The 17,351-nt window shown below is 32.7% G+C and carries 10 protein-coding genes; 4 read left to right on the forward strand and 6 right to left on the reverse strand.

Translation table 11 applies throughout. From position 1 onward, the window contains the following. The first annotated feature begins 108 nt into the window (after nucleotides 1-108). Complete coding sequence (pheT, locus tag SOI85_RS01550; RefSeq protein WP_320664476.1) at nucleotides 109-2,607, forward strand: phenylalanine--tRNA ligase subunit beta; 2,499 nt, start codon at nucleotides 109-111, stop codon at nucleotides 2,605-2,607. A gap of 567 nt (nucleotides 2,608-3,174) precedes the next feature. Here the strand turns inward: pheT and SOI85_RS01555 are convergent. Beyond that, nucleotides 3,175-4,191 (reverse strand): DnaJ domain-containing protein, encoded by a 1,017-nt coding sequence (locus tag SOI85_RS01555; protein ID WP_320664477.1) that lies wholly within the window; start codon nucleotides 4,189-4,191, stop codon nucleotides 3,175-3,177. A 226-nt stretch (nucleotides 4,192-4,417) separates the two neighbouring features. Between SOI85_RS01555 and SOI85_RS01560 the strand changes: the two genes are divergently transcribed. Beyond that, nucleotides 4,418-4,603, forward strand: coding sequence for a hypothetical protein (locus tag SOI85_RS01560; protein WP_320664478.1), 186 nt, complete (start codon nucleotides 4,418-4,420; stop codon nucleotides 4,601-4,603). A gap of 9 nt (nucleotides 4,604-4,612) precedes the next feature. Here SOI85_RS01560 and SOI85_RS01565 read toward each other — a convergent pair whose 3' ends face one another. Then, entirely contained in the window at nucleotides 4,613-5,461 is an 849-nt protein-coding gene (locus tag SOI85_RS01565) for an ATP adenylyltransferase (protein ID WP_320664479.1), read from the reverse strand. A gap of 589 nt (nucleotides 5,462-6,050) precedes the next feature. Here SOI85_RS01565 and SOI85_RS01570 point away from each other — a divergent pair. Beyond that, the gene (locus SOI85_RS01570; protein ID WP_320664480.1) at nucleotides 6,051-6,281 is read left to right on the forward strand and encodes a hypothetical protein; all 231 of its coding nucleotides are present in this window, start codon (nucleotides 6,051-6,053) and stop codon (nucleotides 6,279-6,281) included. A 27-nt stretch (nucleotides 6,282-6,308) separates the two neighbouring features. Here the strand turns inward: SOI85_RS01570 and metH are convergent, their stop codons facing one another. Both metH and SOI85_RS01580 read right to left on the reverse strand, forming a co-directional pair. Continuing rightward, complete coding sequence (gene metH / locus SOI85_RS01575; protein ID WP_320664481.1) at nucleotides 6,309-9,884, reverse strand: methionine synthase; 3,576 nt, start codon at nucleotides 9,882-9,884, stop codon at nucleotides 6,309-6,311. 33 nt (nucleotides 9,885-9,917) lie between these two features. Next, entirely contained in the window at nucleotides 9,918-10,844 is a 927-nt protein-coding gene (locus SOI85_RS01580; protein WP_320664482.1) for a branched-chain amino acid transaminase, read from the reverse strand. Nucleotides 10,845-10,921: 77 nt separating this feature from the next. On the opposite strand from SOI85_RS01580, the gene cobN reads away from it, so the two are divergent. Continuing rightward, the gene (gene cobN / locus SOI85_RS01585; RefSeq protein WP_320664483.1) at nucleotides 10,922-14,671 is read left to right on the forward strand and encodes a cobaltochelatase subunit CobN; all 3,750 of its coding nucleotides are present in this window, start codon (nucleotides 10,922-10,924) and stop codon (nucleotides 14,669-14,671) included. Between the two features lie 5 nt (nucleotides 14,672-14,676). On the opposite strand, the gene SOI85_RS01590 is transcribed toward cobN, so the two are convergent. Both SOI85_RS01590 and uvrC read right to left on the reverse strand, forming a co-directional pair. Continuing rightward, on the reverse strand, nucleotides 14,677-15,330 hold the full coding sequence (locus SOI85_RS01590) for a PHP domain-containing protein (RefSeq protein WP_320664484.1): 654 nt from the start codon (nucleotides 15,328-15,330) through the stop codon (nucleotides 14,677-14,679). 91 nt (nucleotides 15,331-15,421) lie between these two features. Next, entirely contained in the window at nucleotides 15,422-17,347 is a 1,926-nt protein-coding gene (uvrC, locus tag SOI85_RS01595; protein WP_320664485.1) for an excinuclease ABC subunit UvrC, read from the reverse strand. Nucleotides 17,348-17,351 lie beyond the last annotated feature (4 nt).

Consider the following 17,351-nt stretch of genomic DNA (forward strand, 5'->3'; position numbering starts at 1 on the left):
GCTCTCTTCTAGCGTAGCTTAAATACGATTATCTATTCTACAACGTGGCATGCTTAAGTTATAAACTTATTAGTATTCCATCAGATCTCATCATAAACAAGATTCTTTATGAAGGTCCCATATTCCTGGCTTAATGAGCTTGTCTGTATCCATGAAACAGTTTATGAGATTGAAGAATCTCTTTCTATGGCTGGCTTTGAGGTTGAATCAATCGAAGATCTATCAAAGCGAGTTGAGGGCGTAGTTGTTGGATACATTGAAGAAATAGAGAAACATCCAAATGCAGATAAACTAAGGGTTTGTACTGTAAATACGGGAGACGAGGTCAAAAGTCAAATAGTCTGTGGTGCCTCTAATGTAAGAAAAAATATCCATGTACTTGTTGCTGTACCAGGTGCGTATTTATCAGCTAAGGATATAGAAATAAAATCTTCGAAGTTAAGAGGTGTTAAAAGTGATGGGATGATCTGTTCGCTTTCTGAAATAGGTTTAACGGATAAATCTAATGGAATAGCAATTCTTGAGGAATTAGATATAAATATTCCAAATATTGGTGAAAATGTTTTATCCCTTTTTAATTTAAATGATTATATAATTGATATTGCAATTACGGCAAATAGACCCGATGGAATGTCAATAGTTGGTATTGCACGTGAATTATCAGCTTTGACAGAGAATGAACTGTCCATACCAACAATTAACTTTAGAAATAAGACAAGTTTATTCAAACCTATGTATAAGGATAATGATTCATTTGACAAGAATTCGTTATATTCACTAACAATACTAACTAAAATTGAAAGTGTTACCAAATCTCCTTATTATATAAAAGATAGGCTAAATAAATCAGGATTAAATAGTGTTAATACAATTGTAGACTTAACAAATTATATTATGCTTGAACAAGGACAACCATTACATGCTTTTGATCTCGATTCCCTAGAGAAAATAACAAACAGGCATGTAAGTCAAGAAAGCTTTGGCATTAGAAAAGCACTTAACTCTGAAAAAATAAATGCTCTAGATGGAAAGACATATAATTTATCAAATGATATTACAATTATTACATGTCACGATATACCTATTGCTGTTGCTGGAGTTATAGGTTCAATAGAATCATCTGTTCATGATGCCACAAAAAGTGTGGTTTTAGAAGGAGCATTGTTTTCGTCTAAATCTGTTCGATTATCTGCAAGGAAATTAGGCCTAAGAACAGAGTCAAGTAGTAGATATGAAAAAGGAATATCAGAACAAAATACAATATATTCAATTAATAGATTTCTAGAGTTACTACAGAGATCATTTACTTCTGATATATCTGAAACTTATATGTCAAACGATATAGAGATTATTCCTCACATTATCTTACTAAGAAAGGATCGTATAGATAAAGTTCTTGGCCCTCTACAAAACAATTTAGTTGAAACAGATAATATAACTCCTATGCATAGCCTAAGTCATAAAAATAGTAGTAAAAAGTACCTATCAGACTCTGATGTAGAAAAAAAATTAATTCTTTTAGGCTGCAAATGCATTCGAAAAGAAAAGTCTTGGCAAGTTACAGTTCCTTCCTATAGAAGCATAGATTTACGAAGAGAGATAGATTTAATTGAAGAAATAGCTAGATTAATTGGTTACGATAGATTTGAAGCAAAGCTTCCATATCCAATAAAACCAGGTGGTTTAACCCCCTCTCAGTCTATACAAAGAAAGATTAGATCATACTTATGTAGCTCTGGACTTCAAGAGATAACAACCTCTTCCCTTGTATCAGAAAGTAAGTTTAAGGAAAAAAGAATAGCAATAGCAAATCCTCTTTTAGCAGAAACAAGTCATTTAAGAACAAACCTATGGGAGGAACATTTAAACATATGCAATAGAAATATGTCGGCTGGACAAAAAGGATGTTGGATATTCGAAATAGGTTCTCTCTACAATTATAATAATAATAAGATGACAGAGGAAATAATTATAGGAGGAGCTATCACAGGTAAAAGGACATTAGAGCAATGGACTAATTATGGAAGAAAAAGCTCATTAGACTATAATGAGGCTAGAGGATTAATAGAATCTATTTTTAGAATATTAAAGCTAAATATTATAGATAAGACATTATCAGATGATAAACTACTACATCCAGGAAGAGCCTCTGAAATATATCTTGAATCAAAATGTATTGGTAAATTTGGTCAAGTTCATCCATATAAGTTGACTGAATATGACTTAGACAATGCTTCGTACTTATTCGAGCTGGAACTTAATCCAATTATAGAAGCAGCATCACGTAAAAATAAACTTTGTCCAAAATTCGCCCCTTATCCAATAGTTCCTACGATGGAAAGAGACCTAGCTTTGATTGTTGATAAAAAGTGCACCTCGCAAGAAATTACAGCAATTATTCAGAAAACAGGCAAACCTCTCTTGGAAAAGGTAGAACTAATAGACAGATATGAAGGAGAGAATTTACCTAAAGGAAAAATTAGTAAAGCTTTTAGAATCACATATAGGGATTCTAAAACCACACTTCAAGAAGCTGATATAAATCCAATACACGACAAGATAAGACAAATGCTTGTAGACAAATTAAAAGCCGAACCAAGGAGCTAGTCTCACTCCTATCATATTAGACTAATATAAAGTCTAAAAGGTAGACAATAGTGAGAACATTAATAACAGAATATTGGTCTCTGTCCCTTAGTGATGGTCGATGCATCGAGAAACTAAAGAGTACCTATTCAGGCATCTTATATAACACTAATTAAGAGTCTGGAGTAATTCTTATCCAAGACATATGAAAACGTATCAACTAAATGCTTCAAAAAAGAAGCGTAACTGTCATATAAACAGTTACGCGAGTTCTTGAAACCCTTCCCAGACTGGGTTTCTGCGCATGGTTATAACGTTGGACAATATATGGACGATAAAGATATCTCTAATTCATTTTTAAACTCTTTAGATATACATAGCTCATTATCAGAATGACTCAGAGTTCATTTAGGAAAATAAGAACATCGATTTTTTATATTTAACAATCTACTAATAGACTCATCCTGAGTCTATTAGTAGATCTTAAATGAGAATAATGAATTTATAAAAATAATATTTTTTCGCTAGTCTTGTATAAGACCTAGATCTGGACTAGTAGCCGGTCTAGAATGAGACTATGTAGATTAGTTATTTCTTTTTATATAGGTCCTTAAGAAGTTGATACGCTTCATTTAGCTTTCTCATTGTTTCTGTAGAGCCACCGGAATCAGGGTGACTCTCCATGGCTTTAGTTTTATAAGCTTCTCGTATCGATATGAGAGTCAATGAGGATCCTGCTTGAGTTGGCAGGCCTAAAAGCTTGAGTGCTCCATGTACTGTCATTGTCGATTCTATAGTTTGAAAAGATGTGCCGTTTTGCCTTCTTTTAAATCGATTTACAAACCTTCTGATAATTGTCGGAATTCTTGTTACTAAGTTATTTGATGAAAATGGATCTTCTAAAATACCGGCCGTAACAATTATCCGTTCAAAACTAGGGCTTTCTAAGGTCCAGTTAGAATAATATTCTCTCATTGATTTATTTGATGCCGACCACGTAAATGCTTTGTTTTCACTGCTATCTATGTGCGGCCATATATCTCTTGCTAGCCAGATCATAGCGGCTTCAACAACATTTTCTCCAGGGTGGCTTCCATATAGATATATCCAATGTTCTTTGGCTTTTTTGAGTGATAAATTAATGTCAGAATCTTTAACTGTATTTATATAGGAAACAAACTCAGATGTTTGAACCTTCTTAGAATTTAAGCTACGTTTAAGGTTCTTTGTTTTCGAGCTAACAAAGCCTGGCAAATCAATTATAGTTGGATTATTAACAGCTTCCTTAATCTCAATTTTCGATGTATTACTTTGTTCTAATTCTTTAGTTTCTACAAGTGCAATATCTGATTTACCAATAAGAACAATTGCTTTATCTTCATTATAATTAGTTACGTCATTAATATTATCTTCATCAGATAGTGAGTGAAGATCACTGCTAATTACATTGCCATTCTCAGTAAATAAACTTTCCAAAAGTCTTTCAAGAACAGCCCCTCTACTCCTTAATCCCCATTCTTTCTTCAATTCATCTACACCTTCTATCAGTTCCTGTGGAAGATTAGCGGAGATTCTTCTAGTTCCATTATTCTCACTACCTTGCACAATTTAAATTCGTCTATATCAATCGTAATCAATTTTGAGCCTAATACAAATAATTTTTGAATTTTAAATAATAAATCACATACTTTTATAATAATTATCTAGCTTATGTTCGATGAGACAAATTTGTCTCAAAACTCGATAGAAATTACTTATTTTGTTAACGCCTACTGAATAATCCACAGTTTATAGATATTTGAGTCATAATTAATTTATCTAATATAATCTTATGACATCAAAAGCATGTATAGATTTCGGAACGATAGAAGCTCGAAGACTCCGTATACATAAGAGAAAGATGGCAATGCTTACTTTTATAAGAGATGGGCTAGAGCGTCGAATTGCTTCAGTCAATGCGTCCATAGAAAAACTACAAGAACAGATTAAAAGAGATGAATCACTACCTACAGAATAACTAATTAATTTAAAGAGGAATAACAACTTCATTTAGTATCGATAATGGACTGTTTCTTCGGAGCCAGCTTAGATCAGAATTAAAGGTAATTAGAAAATAGCCAGCAAAGCCTAAAGCGTTAATATTAAAACCTTTATATGACTCCTTAGATCTTCTAATTAATGAAATCCAATCGCTAGTAATTATCAAATTATATGAGATAGAAGGCTTTGTATTTACAATGGTATTACCTATTTTCATCTCTTCACAGACTTGTTTATAAAGATCATCTAATTCATCAGCAGATGACTTATCTCTATAATAATATCTTCTTTTTACAGATACACTTCTTACCAAACTAGAATTTGAATGATTCTTATCCTGAAGATGATCTTCAAACCATCTTTGACGAGGAAATAGATATTTTGTTCCTTTTCGATATAGTAGTTGCAAATGTCTATGTGGTTGACTGGCGCCAGAATTCTCAGAATTATTAAAGAACCAAAATCCATCAATTTTAGATTCTACTGATGCTAATGCTTGCCAGTCTTTATATGTTAGCCATCCATTCTGGGGAGCCCAGTATTTTGTAATCAAGAGTAAATGGCCTAGCTCTACTGGGTACTTATTTAAAATTAATACATGATCATTGTTAACCTTTGCCACCTCTAATTCCCTTTCCCAAGGAAGGAAGGGATTCTTATTTGGTCCTATTTTACTATTCTGAGTTCTGGGTTTTCCAATTAAACTCCTTAATTCATATTCGTATCCTTCAAATAGATACCTTTCAAGTTTTGTTTTAAAGGGTCTAATAGCGTTCGACTGTAATGCTTTCTGATTAGTTCTTAAAACCCTATCCCATAAACTATTTTGATACACGTATCTCTATTCTTAAGGTATAAAGCTACCAATATATTAATCACTGTTATTGAAATAAGATATATATATGGATTTTAGTTAATATTTTTTAGATCCTCTTCCCTAGAAGCGCCTTTATTTTAGTCAAAATGACTCAGAGAGCTTTTAGCCTCATCAAACACTTTTATACTGCCTAAAAACCTTCTGAGGCGTTTCCAGCCCAGATTTGACTGCTCTTATGCTTTTCAATTTTAAATTGACTTTTGATACAAAGGAAGAGCATAAAAAATTTGTTGTTCAAAAACCATAGATAAACTGCTTAATAATGGTAATTGGCGAATATTAGAAATTTAAAAGCTTCGGAGGTCACCGATATTTCTAAATTAATGGATTGGAGGCAAATCAATATATTGAATGTTTTGTACCAAAAATTTTACGTGATTAAAATTAGGTCTCATATTCATAAAATCCTTGTATATTACTGGCTTTTCTGGAAACTAAACTAAGATTAAGATTATTTTGAATTGCTAATTAGTGACACATTCTGCACATATAAGGTTGACGTGACCGGGGGGGAAGGGTTTAAAGATCAAGCAGTAATACATCCTCAATGGATTGGGAGTTTCTCGAAGACGCTGCTTTCCTTGCTCTTTGCGACGCATTTCGCGAGAGCGGAGAGACCTCAGCAATGGAATTTTTAGCTAATGGAGAAGGAGCCTTCCATTTCCAGGAGCTAACTCAGAATGCAGCAGGAGAAGGTATTGACCTAAGTGATTCTGATGCTATGGATGAATTTCAACAGGAAGTAATTGAGTCTATGGAATCCTTATGTAATGGGTAAATATGTAACTAATTAAAAAGAGAAAAGCTAAGCACTAAAATACTTTGCTTGGCTATGTAAAGAAACAATTGCTGTTGTACTTTGCTCTGGATGTAATTGGTCGCTTGAATCAATTGTTAATCCAATTCTTTCAGTATTAAGCCATTCTAATTGTTTTCTCGAATCACTTACATTAGGGCATGCTGGGTATCCGAAGGAGTACCTGCAACCCCTATATTTCATTGAGAGAATATCTTTATTTGTTTTAGGTTCGAGGTTACCAAATCCACATTCCCTCCTAATAATTGAATGAACATATTCAGCTAGTGCTTCTGCTAATTGAACACTTAGGCCATGAAAGTATAAATAATCCGTATATTGATTATTATTAAACAGCATTTTTGAATATTCATTTGCTACAGAGCCCATTGTTACGGCTTGCATAGGCATTATATCTTGAGGCTTAGAATCCTCAATCCCAATATAATAATCAGATATGCAGAGTCTCTTGCCAGATTTCTGCCTTGGAAAATCAAAATGTCCAATTTTATTTATAGATTGAGGATCGAATAACTCGACAGAATTATTAATTGAACCACAAGGAAAATATCCATAAATTGCTGATGGGTTTACTAAACACTTCTCTTCGATAATATTAATCCATTTGCTTAATATTGGTTCTGCGGTAGTTGCTATGAAATTGTCATATTCATTCTTAGATTGACTGCGCATTCTTTTCATTTGCCATTGCCCAGAAAATAAAGCCTGTTTGTCTAGATAATGGATCAAGGAAGTCAAAGATATATCTTTAGCAATTAAGATTTTAGTACCAACAAAAGGTGGTTTTACACTAGGCTCAGGATTAATTATTTTTGACCTTTTAAAATCTAAGGTAACTTCTTTTTTAACTTTATTAAGACTATCATTTTTGTTGAGTTTGTCATTAGTTAATTCCGATGAAGAGTTAATTGGGACATAAACACCTTTTGGATTTCCGTCTATAAATCCTTCAATGTTGTCCCATTTACCGTTATTCTTGGCCTCCATATAAGATTCCATAAATCTTAAATCAGTAAAAGCATCCTTGCCGTATATCACCTTTCCTTTGTAGACATCATTACAATCTTTATTTACGAAACCTGGAGTTAAAGCTGCTCCTCCTAGTATTACAGGAACATTGATACCGGATTCATTAAATGCCTCTAAATTAGTCTTCATAAATGCTGTCGATTTAACTAATAAACCACTCATAGCTATGCAGTCAGCTCCATACTTTTGTTGAGCTGAAATAATAGACTTTATTTCCTGTTTAATACCTAAATTAATTACTTCATATCCATTATTACTTAATATTATGTCTACAAGATTTTTACCAATGTCGTGAACATCTCCTTTGACAGTAGCAATTAGAAATTTTCCCTTAGAAGTACTTTTCCCATCTATTTTCTCCATGAAGGGCTCTAAAAATGATACTGCATGTTTCATTGTCTCCGCTGATTGAAGAACAAAGGGGAGTTGCATTTGTCCTGAACCAAATAGTTCACCTACAACTTTCATACCTTCTAATAAATATTTATTTATTATGTCAAGAGGGCTATAGTTTTTAAGAGCAATATTTAGATTTTCTTCTAAACCTATTCTTTCTCCATCAACAATATGTTGCCTTAATCTATCAGTAATCTCCAAACTATTAAGTTTTTCAATAGAATTAGAATTAGAGTCTGGACTAACAGAATCAAACATAGATGTTAATTCTGTTAGAGGGTCATAGGTGCAGATTTTATTCTCAAATCTCCTTTTATCATATATAAGGTCTAAGCACACTTGTAGCTCATGTTCTTCAAATCTTGATAAGGGTAATATCTTATTAGGTGAAACTATTGCTGAATCCATACCTTCTTTTATAGCTTCATTTAAAAATACTGAGTTTAACTTAAGCCTAGCAAGTTTAGATAATCCAAAACTAATATTTGAAATTCCTAAAACAATATGTACTTGAGGTAGAGTTTTAACTATTTCTCTTATTGCTAATAAAGTTTCTTTAGCATTATTTCTATCTTCTTCTATACCTGTAGATATTGGCAAAGCAAGTGGATCATAAAAAATCTCATATGGTTTTATACCAAATTTAGTGGCATCATAATATGCTCGTTTGGCGATAGCTACTTTCTTCTCTGAGGTTCTTGCCATGCCTTCTTCATCTATAGTTCCAATAACAACACCCGACCCATAATTCCTCGCTAATTCAAGAACTTTATAGAATCTATCTGGGCCATCCTCATAATTAGTTGAGTTAAGTATACATTTACCTCCGCATTTCTTTAAACCACTCTCCATCTTTTCATAATCAGTTGAGTCAAGCATTAACGGTAAATTTATATTAGTAACCACTCTCTTTACGAGTTCACTCATATCTGAGACTCCATCTCTACCAACATAATCAACATTGACATCTAATATATGAGCATTTTCTTTTTGTTGACTTTTAGCTATTGAAATAAGTCCATCCCAGTCATCCTTAACCAATAATTCTCTTACCTTTTTTGATCCACTAGCATTTAACCTTTCACCTATTATAAGAAATGAGTTGTCCTGCTTATATGGGGTAATATCATAAATTGATGCTGCTGAAGGAATAAATACTTTATCAGGAAGAGAATGTATGTTATTACTTCTACTCTTATCATTGTTAATTGACTTTGCGTATTTAGCAAGCACAGCAATGTGCTCAGGTGTCGTTCCACAACATCCACCAATAAGTTGTACTCCTAAATCTTGTACAAAATGCATTAGCTGCATTTGTAATTCAATAGGTGTTAATTTGTAATGAGCCACACCTCCAACGTTTTCCGGGAGGCCTGCGTTTGGTATACAACTAATAGTGAATGGTGAATGTTCTGATAAATATTTAATATGATCCTTCATCTCAAATGGACCTGTAGCACAATTAAGTCCCAATATATCTATATCAAATGGTTGAAGAATTGATACAACAGCAGAAATATCTGTCCCAACTAGCATTCTGCCATTAGTTTCCATTGTTACGGAAACCATAATTGGTATTTTAGAATCTAATTCTAATTTTGCTTCATTTACAGCTTGAATAGCAGCTTTAATTTGCAAAACGTCTTGACAAGTTTCTATTAGTACTAAGTCAACACCTCCTTCAATAAGAGCTAATGATTGTTCTTTGTAGCTACTCTTTAACTCATCAAATGTTATATGTCCAAGAGTAACTAACTTCGTTGTTGGGCCAATTGATCCAGCAATAAATCTTGGTTTCTCATCACTTTGATATTCACTTATTACTGACTTGGCTATTTCAACTGCAACTTTATTAATCTCATATGTTTTATCTGATAGCCCATATTCTTCAAGGACAATTGATGTTGCTCCAAAAGTATTAGTTTCAATAATGTCACAACCAGCATCAAGAAACCCTCTATGTACTTTCTCAACTGACCTGGGACTTGAAATAACTAAATTCTCATTACATCCTTCATATTTTGTTCCACCAAAATCTTCAGCTGTTAAATCGAATGTTTGTAAGGAAGTACCCGTAGCACCATCAAAGACAAGAATCGGTCTAGCAGTTTTATTTAAATAGCTTTTAAAATCAATCACTTCAGATTAAATGCATTTAAGTTAAAACAATAATTAACTTTTATTATTATTTAATTCTATTCTTTTGATCCAATGCTCATAATTAGAATCTCTTCCTTCTGTAATATTAATCAATTTATTTTTTAGTTTATTCATTATTGGCCTTTTGGATGAAAATTCTGTACATTCAATACGTTTTATTGGTGTTATTTTAGCTGCAGTTCCTGTTAGGAACAATTCATCAGCTATAAATAATTCGGTTTTATCGACTGGTCTTTCAATGACCGTAATTCCTTCTTTCTTTGCTAACTCTATTACACTTGAACGTGTAATGCCTTCCAGGATATCTTGATCTACTCCTGGGGTAATCAATTCTCCATTTCTAACTATAAAGAGATTCATACCACTTGCCTCACTTACTTTTCCATGTCGATTCATGAGGAGGGCTTCATCAAATCCTGATTTCACTGCTTCTGTCTTGGCTAATGAACTTGTTATATAAGCTCCACTAATTTTCCCTCGTAAAGGTAGTGCACAATCCTCTTGTCTAGTCCAACTACTTATTCTGCATGTAACGCCGTCAGGTGATAGGTAATCTCCTAGTTCAATTGCATATATAAAAAAGTCTGTCTCAATATTGTGAAGTCTAGGGGCTATTCCAAGGTCACTTGTATAGACAAAAGGACGAATATATATAGGCATGTCGGGTTTATTGGCTTTAATGATTTCAGTCAGACTTTCCATAACATATTCTTCTGATAGATCAGTCAAAAGTAACTTTGCGCTTTGGCAAAGTCTTTTGATGTGCTTGTCAACTCGGAAAAGTAATATTCTTTCTCGCTTTAGTGGGTCTGGAATCGCTCTCATTCCTCCAAAAGCAGCTGTTCCATAATGTAGAGAATGAGTTGCTATCGAAACATTTGCCTCTTCGAAGGGTACACACTTACCTTGGAACCAAGCGTATTTAAGGAATCTATGCATCTATGAACTGACTTTTATCTAACAATATCTCATATCCCTCGTATTTATATATATTCTAAGTAAACAAAAAAATATATATGCATCGTTTAGCAAATCAGATCTGCGAGGATGGGCAACAAGAAGTTGTTTTAATTGAGCAGATCGGAGCACCAGTACTTTTTCTCACAAGTGCTTCTACAGATATTTCTTCATTAGATCAAGCTATTAATTTAAAAGCTAATAAAACGTGGAAAAATAAAATAAGGGCTTTACTTATTAATGAGTTAGAACATAATGCAAAAATAGATCACTATATAAATACTACAGCTAGTGAAAGTGAAATTATATTAATTAGACTATTAGGTGGAAAGAGTCATTGGTCATATGGTTTAGAGCAATTACAGCTATGGTCAAGAGAGAAGAAGGAAAGAGAGTTAATTGTAATATCAGGAACCCAGGAAAATCAAATAGCTCTACATGAACTAAGTACAATACCAATAGATATCGTTGATTTTGTAGCTTACTTATTAAGGGTTGGTGGAATAGAAAATATGACAACCTTCCTTGATATAATATATAAACTAAGAAATAATAAAGAACTTAATATTTTAGATTATAATGTTAAGTATCATGAAGATCCTTATAAGTGGGATTGGAGAAAGAATAACGATTGCAAGGTTGGAATTATACTCTATAACTCATTATTAAAGGCGAATGATATAATTTTTGCTAAGCAATTAAATAAATTATTAAGAGCTTCTGGGCTCGAACCAAGGTCTCTTTGGATATCATCATTAAAAGATCATAAAGTAGCGAATAAAGTCTTAAAGATTTTTCAATCTGAAAATATCGAGGCAATTATCACAACAACATCATTTTATTCAAACATTATCTCTGATAAAGGTAACGAATATAATTTATGGCAAGAACTAAATTTACCAGTATTTCAATTTCTTATAAGTAGTATGTCTAAAAAGTATTGGGATAATTCCTCTCTTGGTCTTAACTCAACTGACTTAACATTACAAATAGCGCTGCCTGAATTAGACGGTCGTATTACAACAAGACCAATAGCTTTCAAAGAAATACACAAATCTAATTCTTCTCTAGATACTTCAATTAAGAAGCTCTTACCTCTAAATAACTCAATTTCATGGTCTATTGATCTATTAAAAAATTGGTTAACTTTAAGAAAACTAAATAATAGCGATAAATATATTAGTATTATCCTTGCAAATTATCCCGTAAGAAATGGTAGATTAGCTAATGGAGTTGGACTAGATACCCCCGCTAGTTTATTAGAAATACTGAAATTATTACGACTTCAAGGATATGATTTAGGCCAAGAAAAGTTACCTGATTCAAGTATTGACTTAATGTCGTCAATATTATCAAGAAGAACTAATGATCCAGAGTCAAGTCACAGAGAACCTCTCGACTATTTATCTCTAGAGTCTTACATATCTAATTGGAAAAAGATTAATGAGGAATCTAAGCTCAAAATAATTAGTAGATGGAATACTCCAGACTTAGCAGAAGACTTAGAAGAGAAAGGCTTCGCAATACATGGCATAAGATATGGGAAAGTTTCAATTCTAATTCAACCAAGCAGGGGATATGATCCGTATTCTAAGAGTGATCTGCATTCGCCAGATCTACCTCCTCCTCATAGATACCTAGCTCAGTATATATGGATCGATAAAGTCCAGAAATCTAATGCAATGATCCATCTTGGTAAACATGGTAGTGTTGAATGGTTACCTGGTAAGGGTGTAGGTCTAAGTAACAAGTGTTTTCCTCATATAGTTTTACCACCACTACCAAATATCTATCCTTTTATAGTGAATGATCCAGGAGAAGGATCACAGGCGAAGAGGCGTACTCAGGCTGTAATAATTGATCATTTAACGCCTCCCCTTGGAAGATCTGAATTGTATGGGAGCTTAATGAGATTAGAGAGCATTATAGATGAATACTACGAATCAAAATTATTATCTTCAGAACGCACTGATGTTCTGCTCAAAATGATTAAAGAGGAAATTCAAAATGAGGAGTTTCCCTTTCTTAATAATAATAGTCTCTTAAGTGAGAATGATATTGATTTTGATTCAGTAATTAGTGAAGTAGAAGGCTACCTATGTGAAATAAAGGAATCGCAGATACGAACAGGTTTACATATATTCGGAACTTTACCAAAAAAAGAAAAACTCTCTGAGCTCGCACTTTCAATTGCAAGAGCACCGCAAAATAATTGTTTAGGCTTAACAGAAAAGGTTTCTAGATTACTTAAATTTGAAATTAATCCTTGGTTAGAAAATGAAGATGATCTAGCGATAAAGGAAGATATTGATTTATATAAACTAATAACAAATAAAACCATAAGAAAGAAAGGTGAAATAATCGCTTATATAGAAGAGCAATCACTTCTAGTAATCAAACATATCTTAAATACAAAGGTATCAGAAACTATAAATGAGTTTCCAAATGGAATAAATAAGCACATAATAAAATATCTCAAGGATAGAAAAGGATTAGAAGATATTTCAACTTTGATTGAACCTGTTATTAGGAAAATAAATCAATCATGCTCAGATGAGCTACTAAATCTCGGTAGATCTCTTAATGGCGAATACATCAATAGTGGACCATCTGGAGCGCCAACAAGGGGGAGAATTGATGTCTTACCAACCGGTAGAAATTTTTATAGTGTCGACATGAGAAATATTCCAACTGAGGCTTCCTGGAGACTAGGAAGTATGAGTGCACAGCAAATACTAGATCTTTATCTTATGGAAAATGGAGAGTATCTTACTCACCTAGCAATTTCAGTTTGGGGAACAGCCACTATGCGAAATGGAGGTGAAGATATTAGTCAAATATTAGCCTTAATGGGAGTAAGACCAGTCTGGGACTATGCCTCTAAAAGAATAATTGATTTAGAAGTAATACCTTTATCTATTTTGAATAGACCAAGGGTTGATATCTTAGTTAGAATTTCTGGATTCTTTAGAGACGCATTTCCACAGATTGTTGAACTAATAAATACAGCACAATTAAAACTTTCTCTCCTAAAGGAATCTCCTTCAATCAACCCTTATATAAACAATGACAATAGTGAATTCATTGGCAGGGTATTTGGTTCAGCTCCAGGTTCCTATGGAGCAGGACTACAAGAAATAATTTCTAGTTCAACCTGGGATGAGAAGAGTGAACTAGTTGATACGTATATTAATTGGAGTAAATGGAGATATACGGGAAAAGGTAATCCAGAAGATCGAAAGGATAATTTTAAAGAATATTTATCAAAAGTACAATTGGTTCTTCAGAATCAAGATAATAAAGAGCACGATATTTTAGACTCTGATGACTATTACCAATTCCACGGTGGTCTAACAGCCTCAGTAGAGAAACTAAGAGGCATCAAACCAACAACTTTAATTGCAGATCACTCAAGATCATCTAGGCCTAGAATCAATACTTTGCGAAAAGAAATCGATAAGGTTGTAAGGAGCAGATTATTAAATCCCAAATGGATTGAAGGTGTAAAAGAGCATGGATATAAAGGAGCTTTTGAAATAGGTGCAACTGTTGACTATCTATTTGGATATGATGCAACCACTAACGAAGTCAAAGATTGGTGTTATCTAAATATATATAAAACATTTTTAAAAGATGATCAAAATAGATCCTTTCTGGAGATAAACAACCCATGGGTTATGAGAGATATAGCAGAAAGATTATTAGAGGCTTCAAATAGAGAACTTTGGAAGATTGAAGACGAAAGTATAATAAGTTCTATTCAAGAGTTGGCTCTTAAAGCTGATTCTATAATTGAACAACTAGATTAACTAGGTTATCTTCTAAGCAATGAAATTCCATGAGTATCAGTACCACAGGAGGATAGCATTTTATATCTATCTACTTGTATTTTAATTTTGCCACATACAAAATTTGAGGGTGACCAAATATTATTACGTTCATAATCGTACCAAACTTCAACTCCATCAAACCCTATCAGATAAGCAAATTCTATTATTTTCTCATAATGAATTTTATACCTTGCAGGATGGGCTAATATTGATAATCCATTTGCAAGACTAATAGACTTCAAAATATTTTCTGCTTTTAGGTCCTCTCCCTTAGGTGCATCTCCCCTTGAATATTTTTCGAGAATCGGATTGTAGGGATCAAATCCTAAAGCTAAAATATGTACCATAACTCCGTTTAAAAGCCCTGTAATTTCAATTCCAGACCATATTTTCGTTTTAAAAAAAGACTTATTAGTAATTTCCTTTAAGTAGTTATTTATATCTTTGTAAGCCTCAAAGTTATGATGATCAGTAATAGCTAGATGTTTTAGCCCATTTTTATTTGCCTTTTCATACAATTCTATTGGATCAAGACTTCCATCACTATATTTAGTATGTGTATGAAAATTAAGTTTATATGGACAACTATCTATGCTTACACCCTTCAGAATAGGAATTAAAGGATGATTATTATCCAATATAAGTCAATAAGAATTTTATTAAGAATACATTACATGAGTGTAGATAACAATTACTAGCAAAGAAACTTTTAGAAATAATAAAAACACTTTATTCTTTATTAAAATAATCCCATATACTACAAGCTACCGAATCTCCTAATCCAGGTACACTATTTAAGTCCTTAATTTTGGCCATTTGAATAGCCTCTACGGACTTAAAATAAGCAAGTAATTGTTTTATCCTCTTAGGGCCTACTCCAGGAATATTATTTAATTCAGACCTGGTCATTCTCTTACTTCTTTGTTGTTTGTGAAATGTCACAGCAAATCTATGTGCTTCATTTCGTAATCTTCTTAATACTAATAAGGCAGGAGTATCTTTTGAAGTATTAACAGGACTTTTCCTATATGGAATAAACACCTCTTCTCTTTTCTTTGCTAAAGAGCAAATATTTATATCTTCATGTAGATTTAACTCAGTCAAAGCATCAATGGCAGCAGAAAGTTGTCCTTTTCCACCATCTATCATTACCAAGTCAGGCCAATCACCTGCAGAAGGTGAATCTAATACAGAAGCCTTCATTCCAACAATATCTTGTATATTAAAACCATCAGCCTTAAACTTTGACCATCTTCTAAATCGGCGCCTAATTAATTCCCTTATAGACTCATAATCATTACTATTTCCAATACTAACAAAATCACTTTGAATCTTATACTTTCTATAATGTTGTTTAGCTGGTAATCCATCTATAAAAACAACTTGTGATCCAACAGGATCACTTCCTTGAATATGACTTATGTCATATCCCTCTATCCTTCTTGGTACTAAGGATAGTTCTAATAATTCTGCGAGATCCTCAAGGGAGGTTAAATGTTTTTCTCGCCCTCTTTGAATACGCTCTAATTCATATCTTGCATTTTTATATACCAAGTCAATAATTTTAGCCTTATTACTTCTTTTAGGGTTTCTAATTTTAACCTTTCTACCCTTCAATGTAGAAAGCCACTCAGATAGTAATTTTTCTTGCGGTATTTCGTATTGAGTTAAGATTTCTAATGGTATTTCAACTGCATCAGTTTGACTATAATGCTCTTCAATTGTTTTCTGTAAGATAGTCTCACTACTTTCATTTGTGTTCTTCGAAATATACCCTAACCTTCCCACTAATTTTCCTGAACGCATTTGAAAGAACTGAATACTATTATTTTCTGAGTCAGAAGCAATTGAAATAACATCTCTACTTATAGAAGAATCGGGAAGTGTCATTTTTTGAGTTTCACCAATATTTTTTATTGATTTCAATTGATCTCTTATTAACAAGGCTGACTCATATTCCAGTCTTCTTGAAAATTCATTCATTTTACTAATTAGAATTTGCTCTAATTCTGTAGAGCGTCCCTGAAGGATCATTTCTACCTTCTTAAGTGTTAAATTATATTCTTCCGGCATTATCTTCCCTTGACATACTCCTGGACATCTCTTGATTGAATAATTTAAGCATGTCCTGTCTTTGTACATAGGCAAAGGTCTTTGTCGTAAAGGAAAAATATTTTTAATTAATGCTAATGTATTTCTCAATAGTGTTACGTCAACGAATGGCCCATAATATTTATCTCCAATATTACGATTCCTTCGTTTCCTAGTTATATAAATTCTTGGATAGATTTCGCTCCATGTAATACAAACATATGGATATTTCTTATCATCCTTAAGTAATACATTAAAGTATGGCTTATTTGACTTGATGAGATTCGACTCTAGAGTAAGTGCCTCTGTTTCATTATCAGTAACAATAAATTGTATGTCATATATTTGTTTAACCATTAATAATATTCTTGGTGTATGGTCATTTAATCTATTAAAGTAACTTTTAACTCTTTTTATTAGATGTTTAGATTTTCCAACATATAGGATTCTTTCATCATTATCGAGCATCAAATAACAACCTGGTTGATTTGGTATGTTACTTATACAAACATCTAGTCTTTTCTTATCTAAGATAAGAGGTTGTAAATCATCCTTTATATCCACATGA

Source organism: Prochlorococcus sp. MIT 1223 (assembly GCF_034092465.1).
Classification (GTDB): Bacteria; Cyanobacteriota; Cyanobacteriia; order PCC-6307; family Cyanobiaceae; genus AG-402-N21.

Coding starts and splice junctions, on each gene's coding strand:
- pheT (WP_320664476.1), top strand. CDS start 109: ATGAAGGTCCCATATTCCTGGCTTAATGAGCTTGTCTGTATCCATGAA.
- SOI85_RS01560 (WP_320664478.1), top strand. CDS start 4,418: ATGACATCAAAAGCATGTATAGATTTCGGAACGATAGAAGCTCGAAGA.
- cobN (WP_320664483.1), top strand. CDS start 10,922: ATGCATCGTTTAGCAAATCAGATCTGCGAGGATGGGCAACAAGAAGTT.
- SOI85_RS01580 (WP_320664482.1), bottom strand. CDS start 10,844: ATGCATAGATTCCTTAAATACGCTTGGTTCCAAGGTAAGTGTGTACCC.
- SOI85_RS01570 (WP_320664480.1), top strand. CDS start 6,051: ATGGATTGGGAGTTTCTCGAAGACGCTGCTTTCCTTGCTCTTTGCGAC.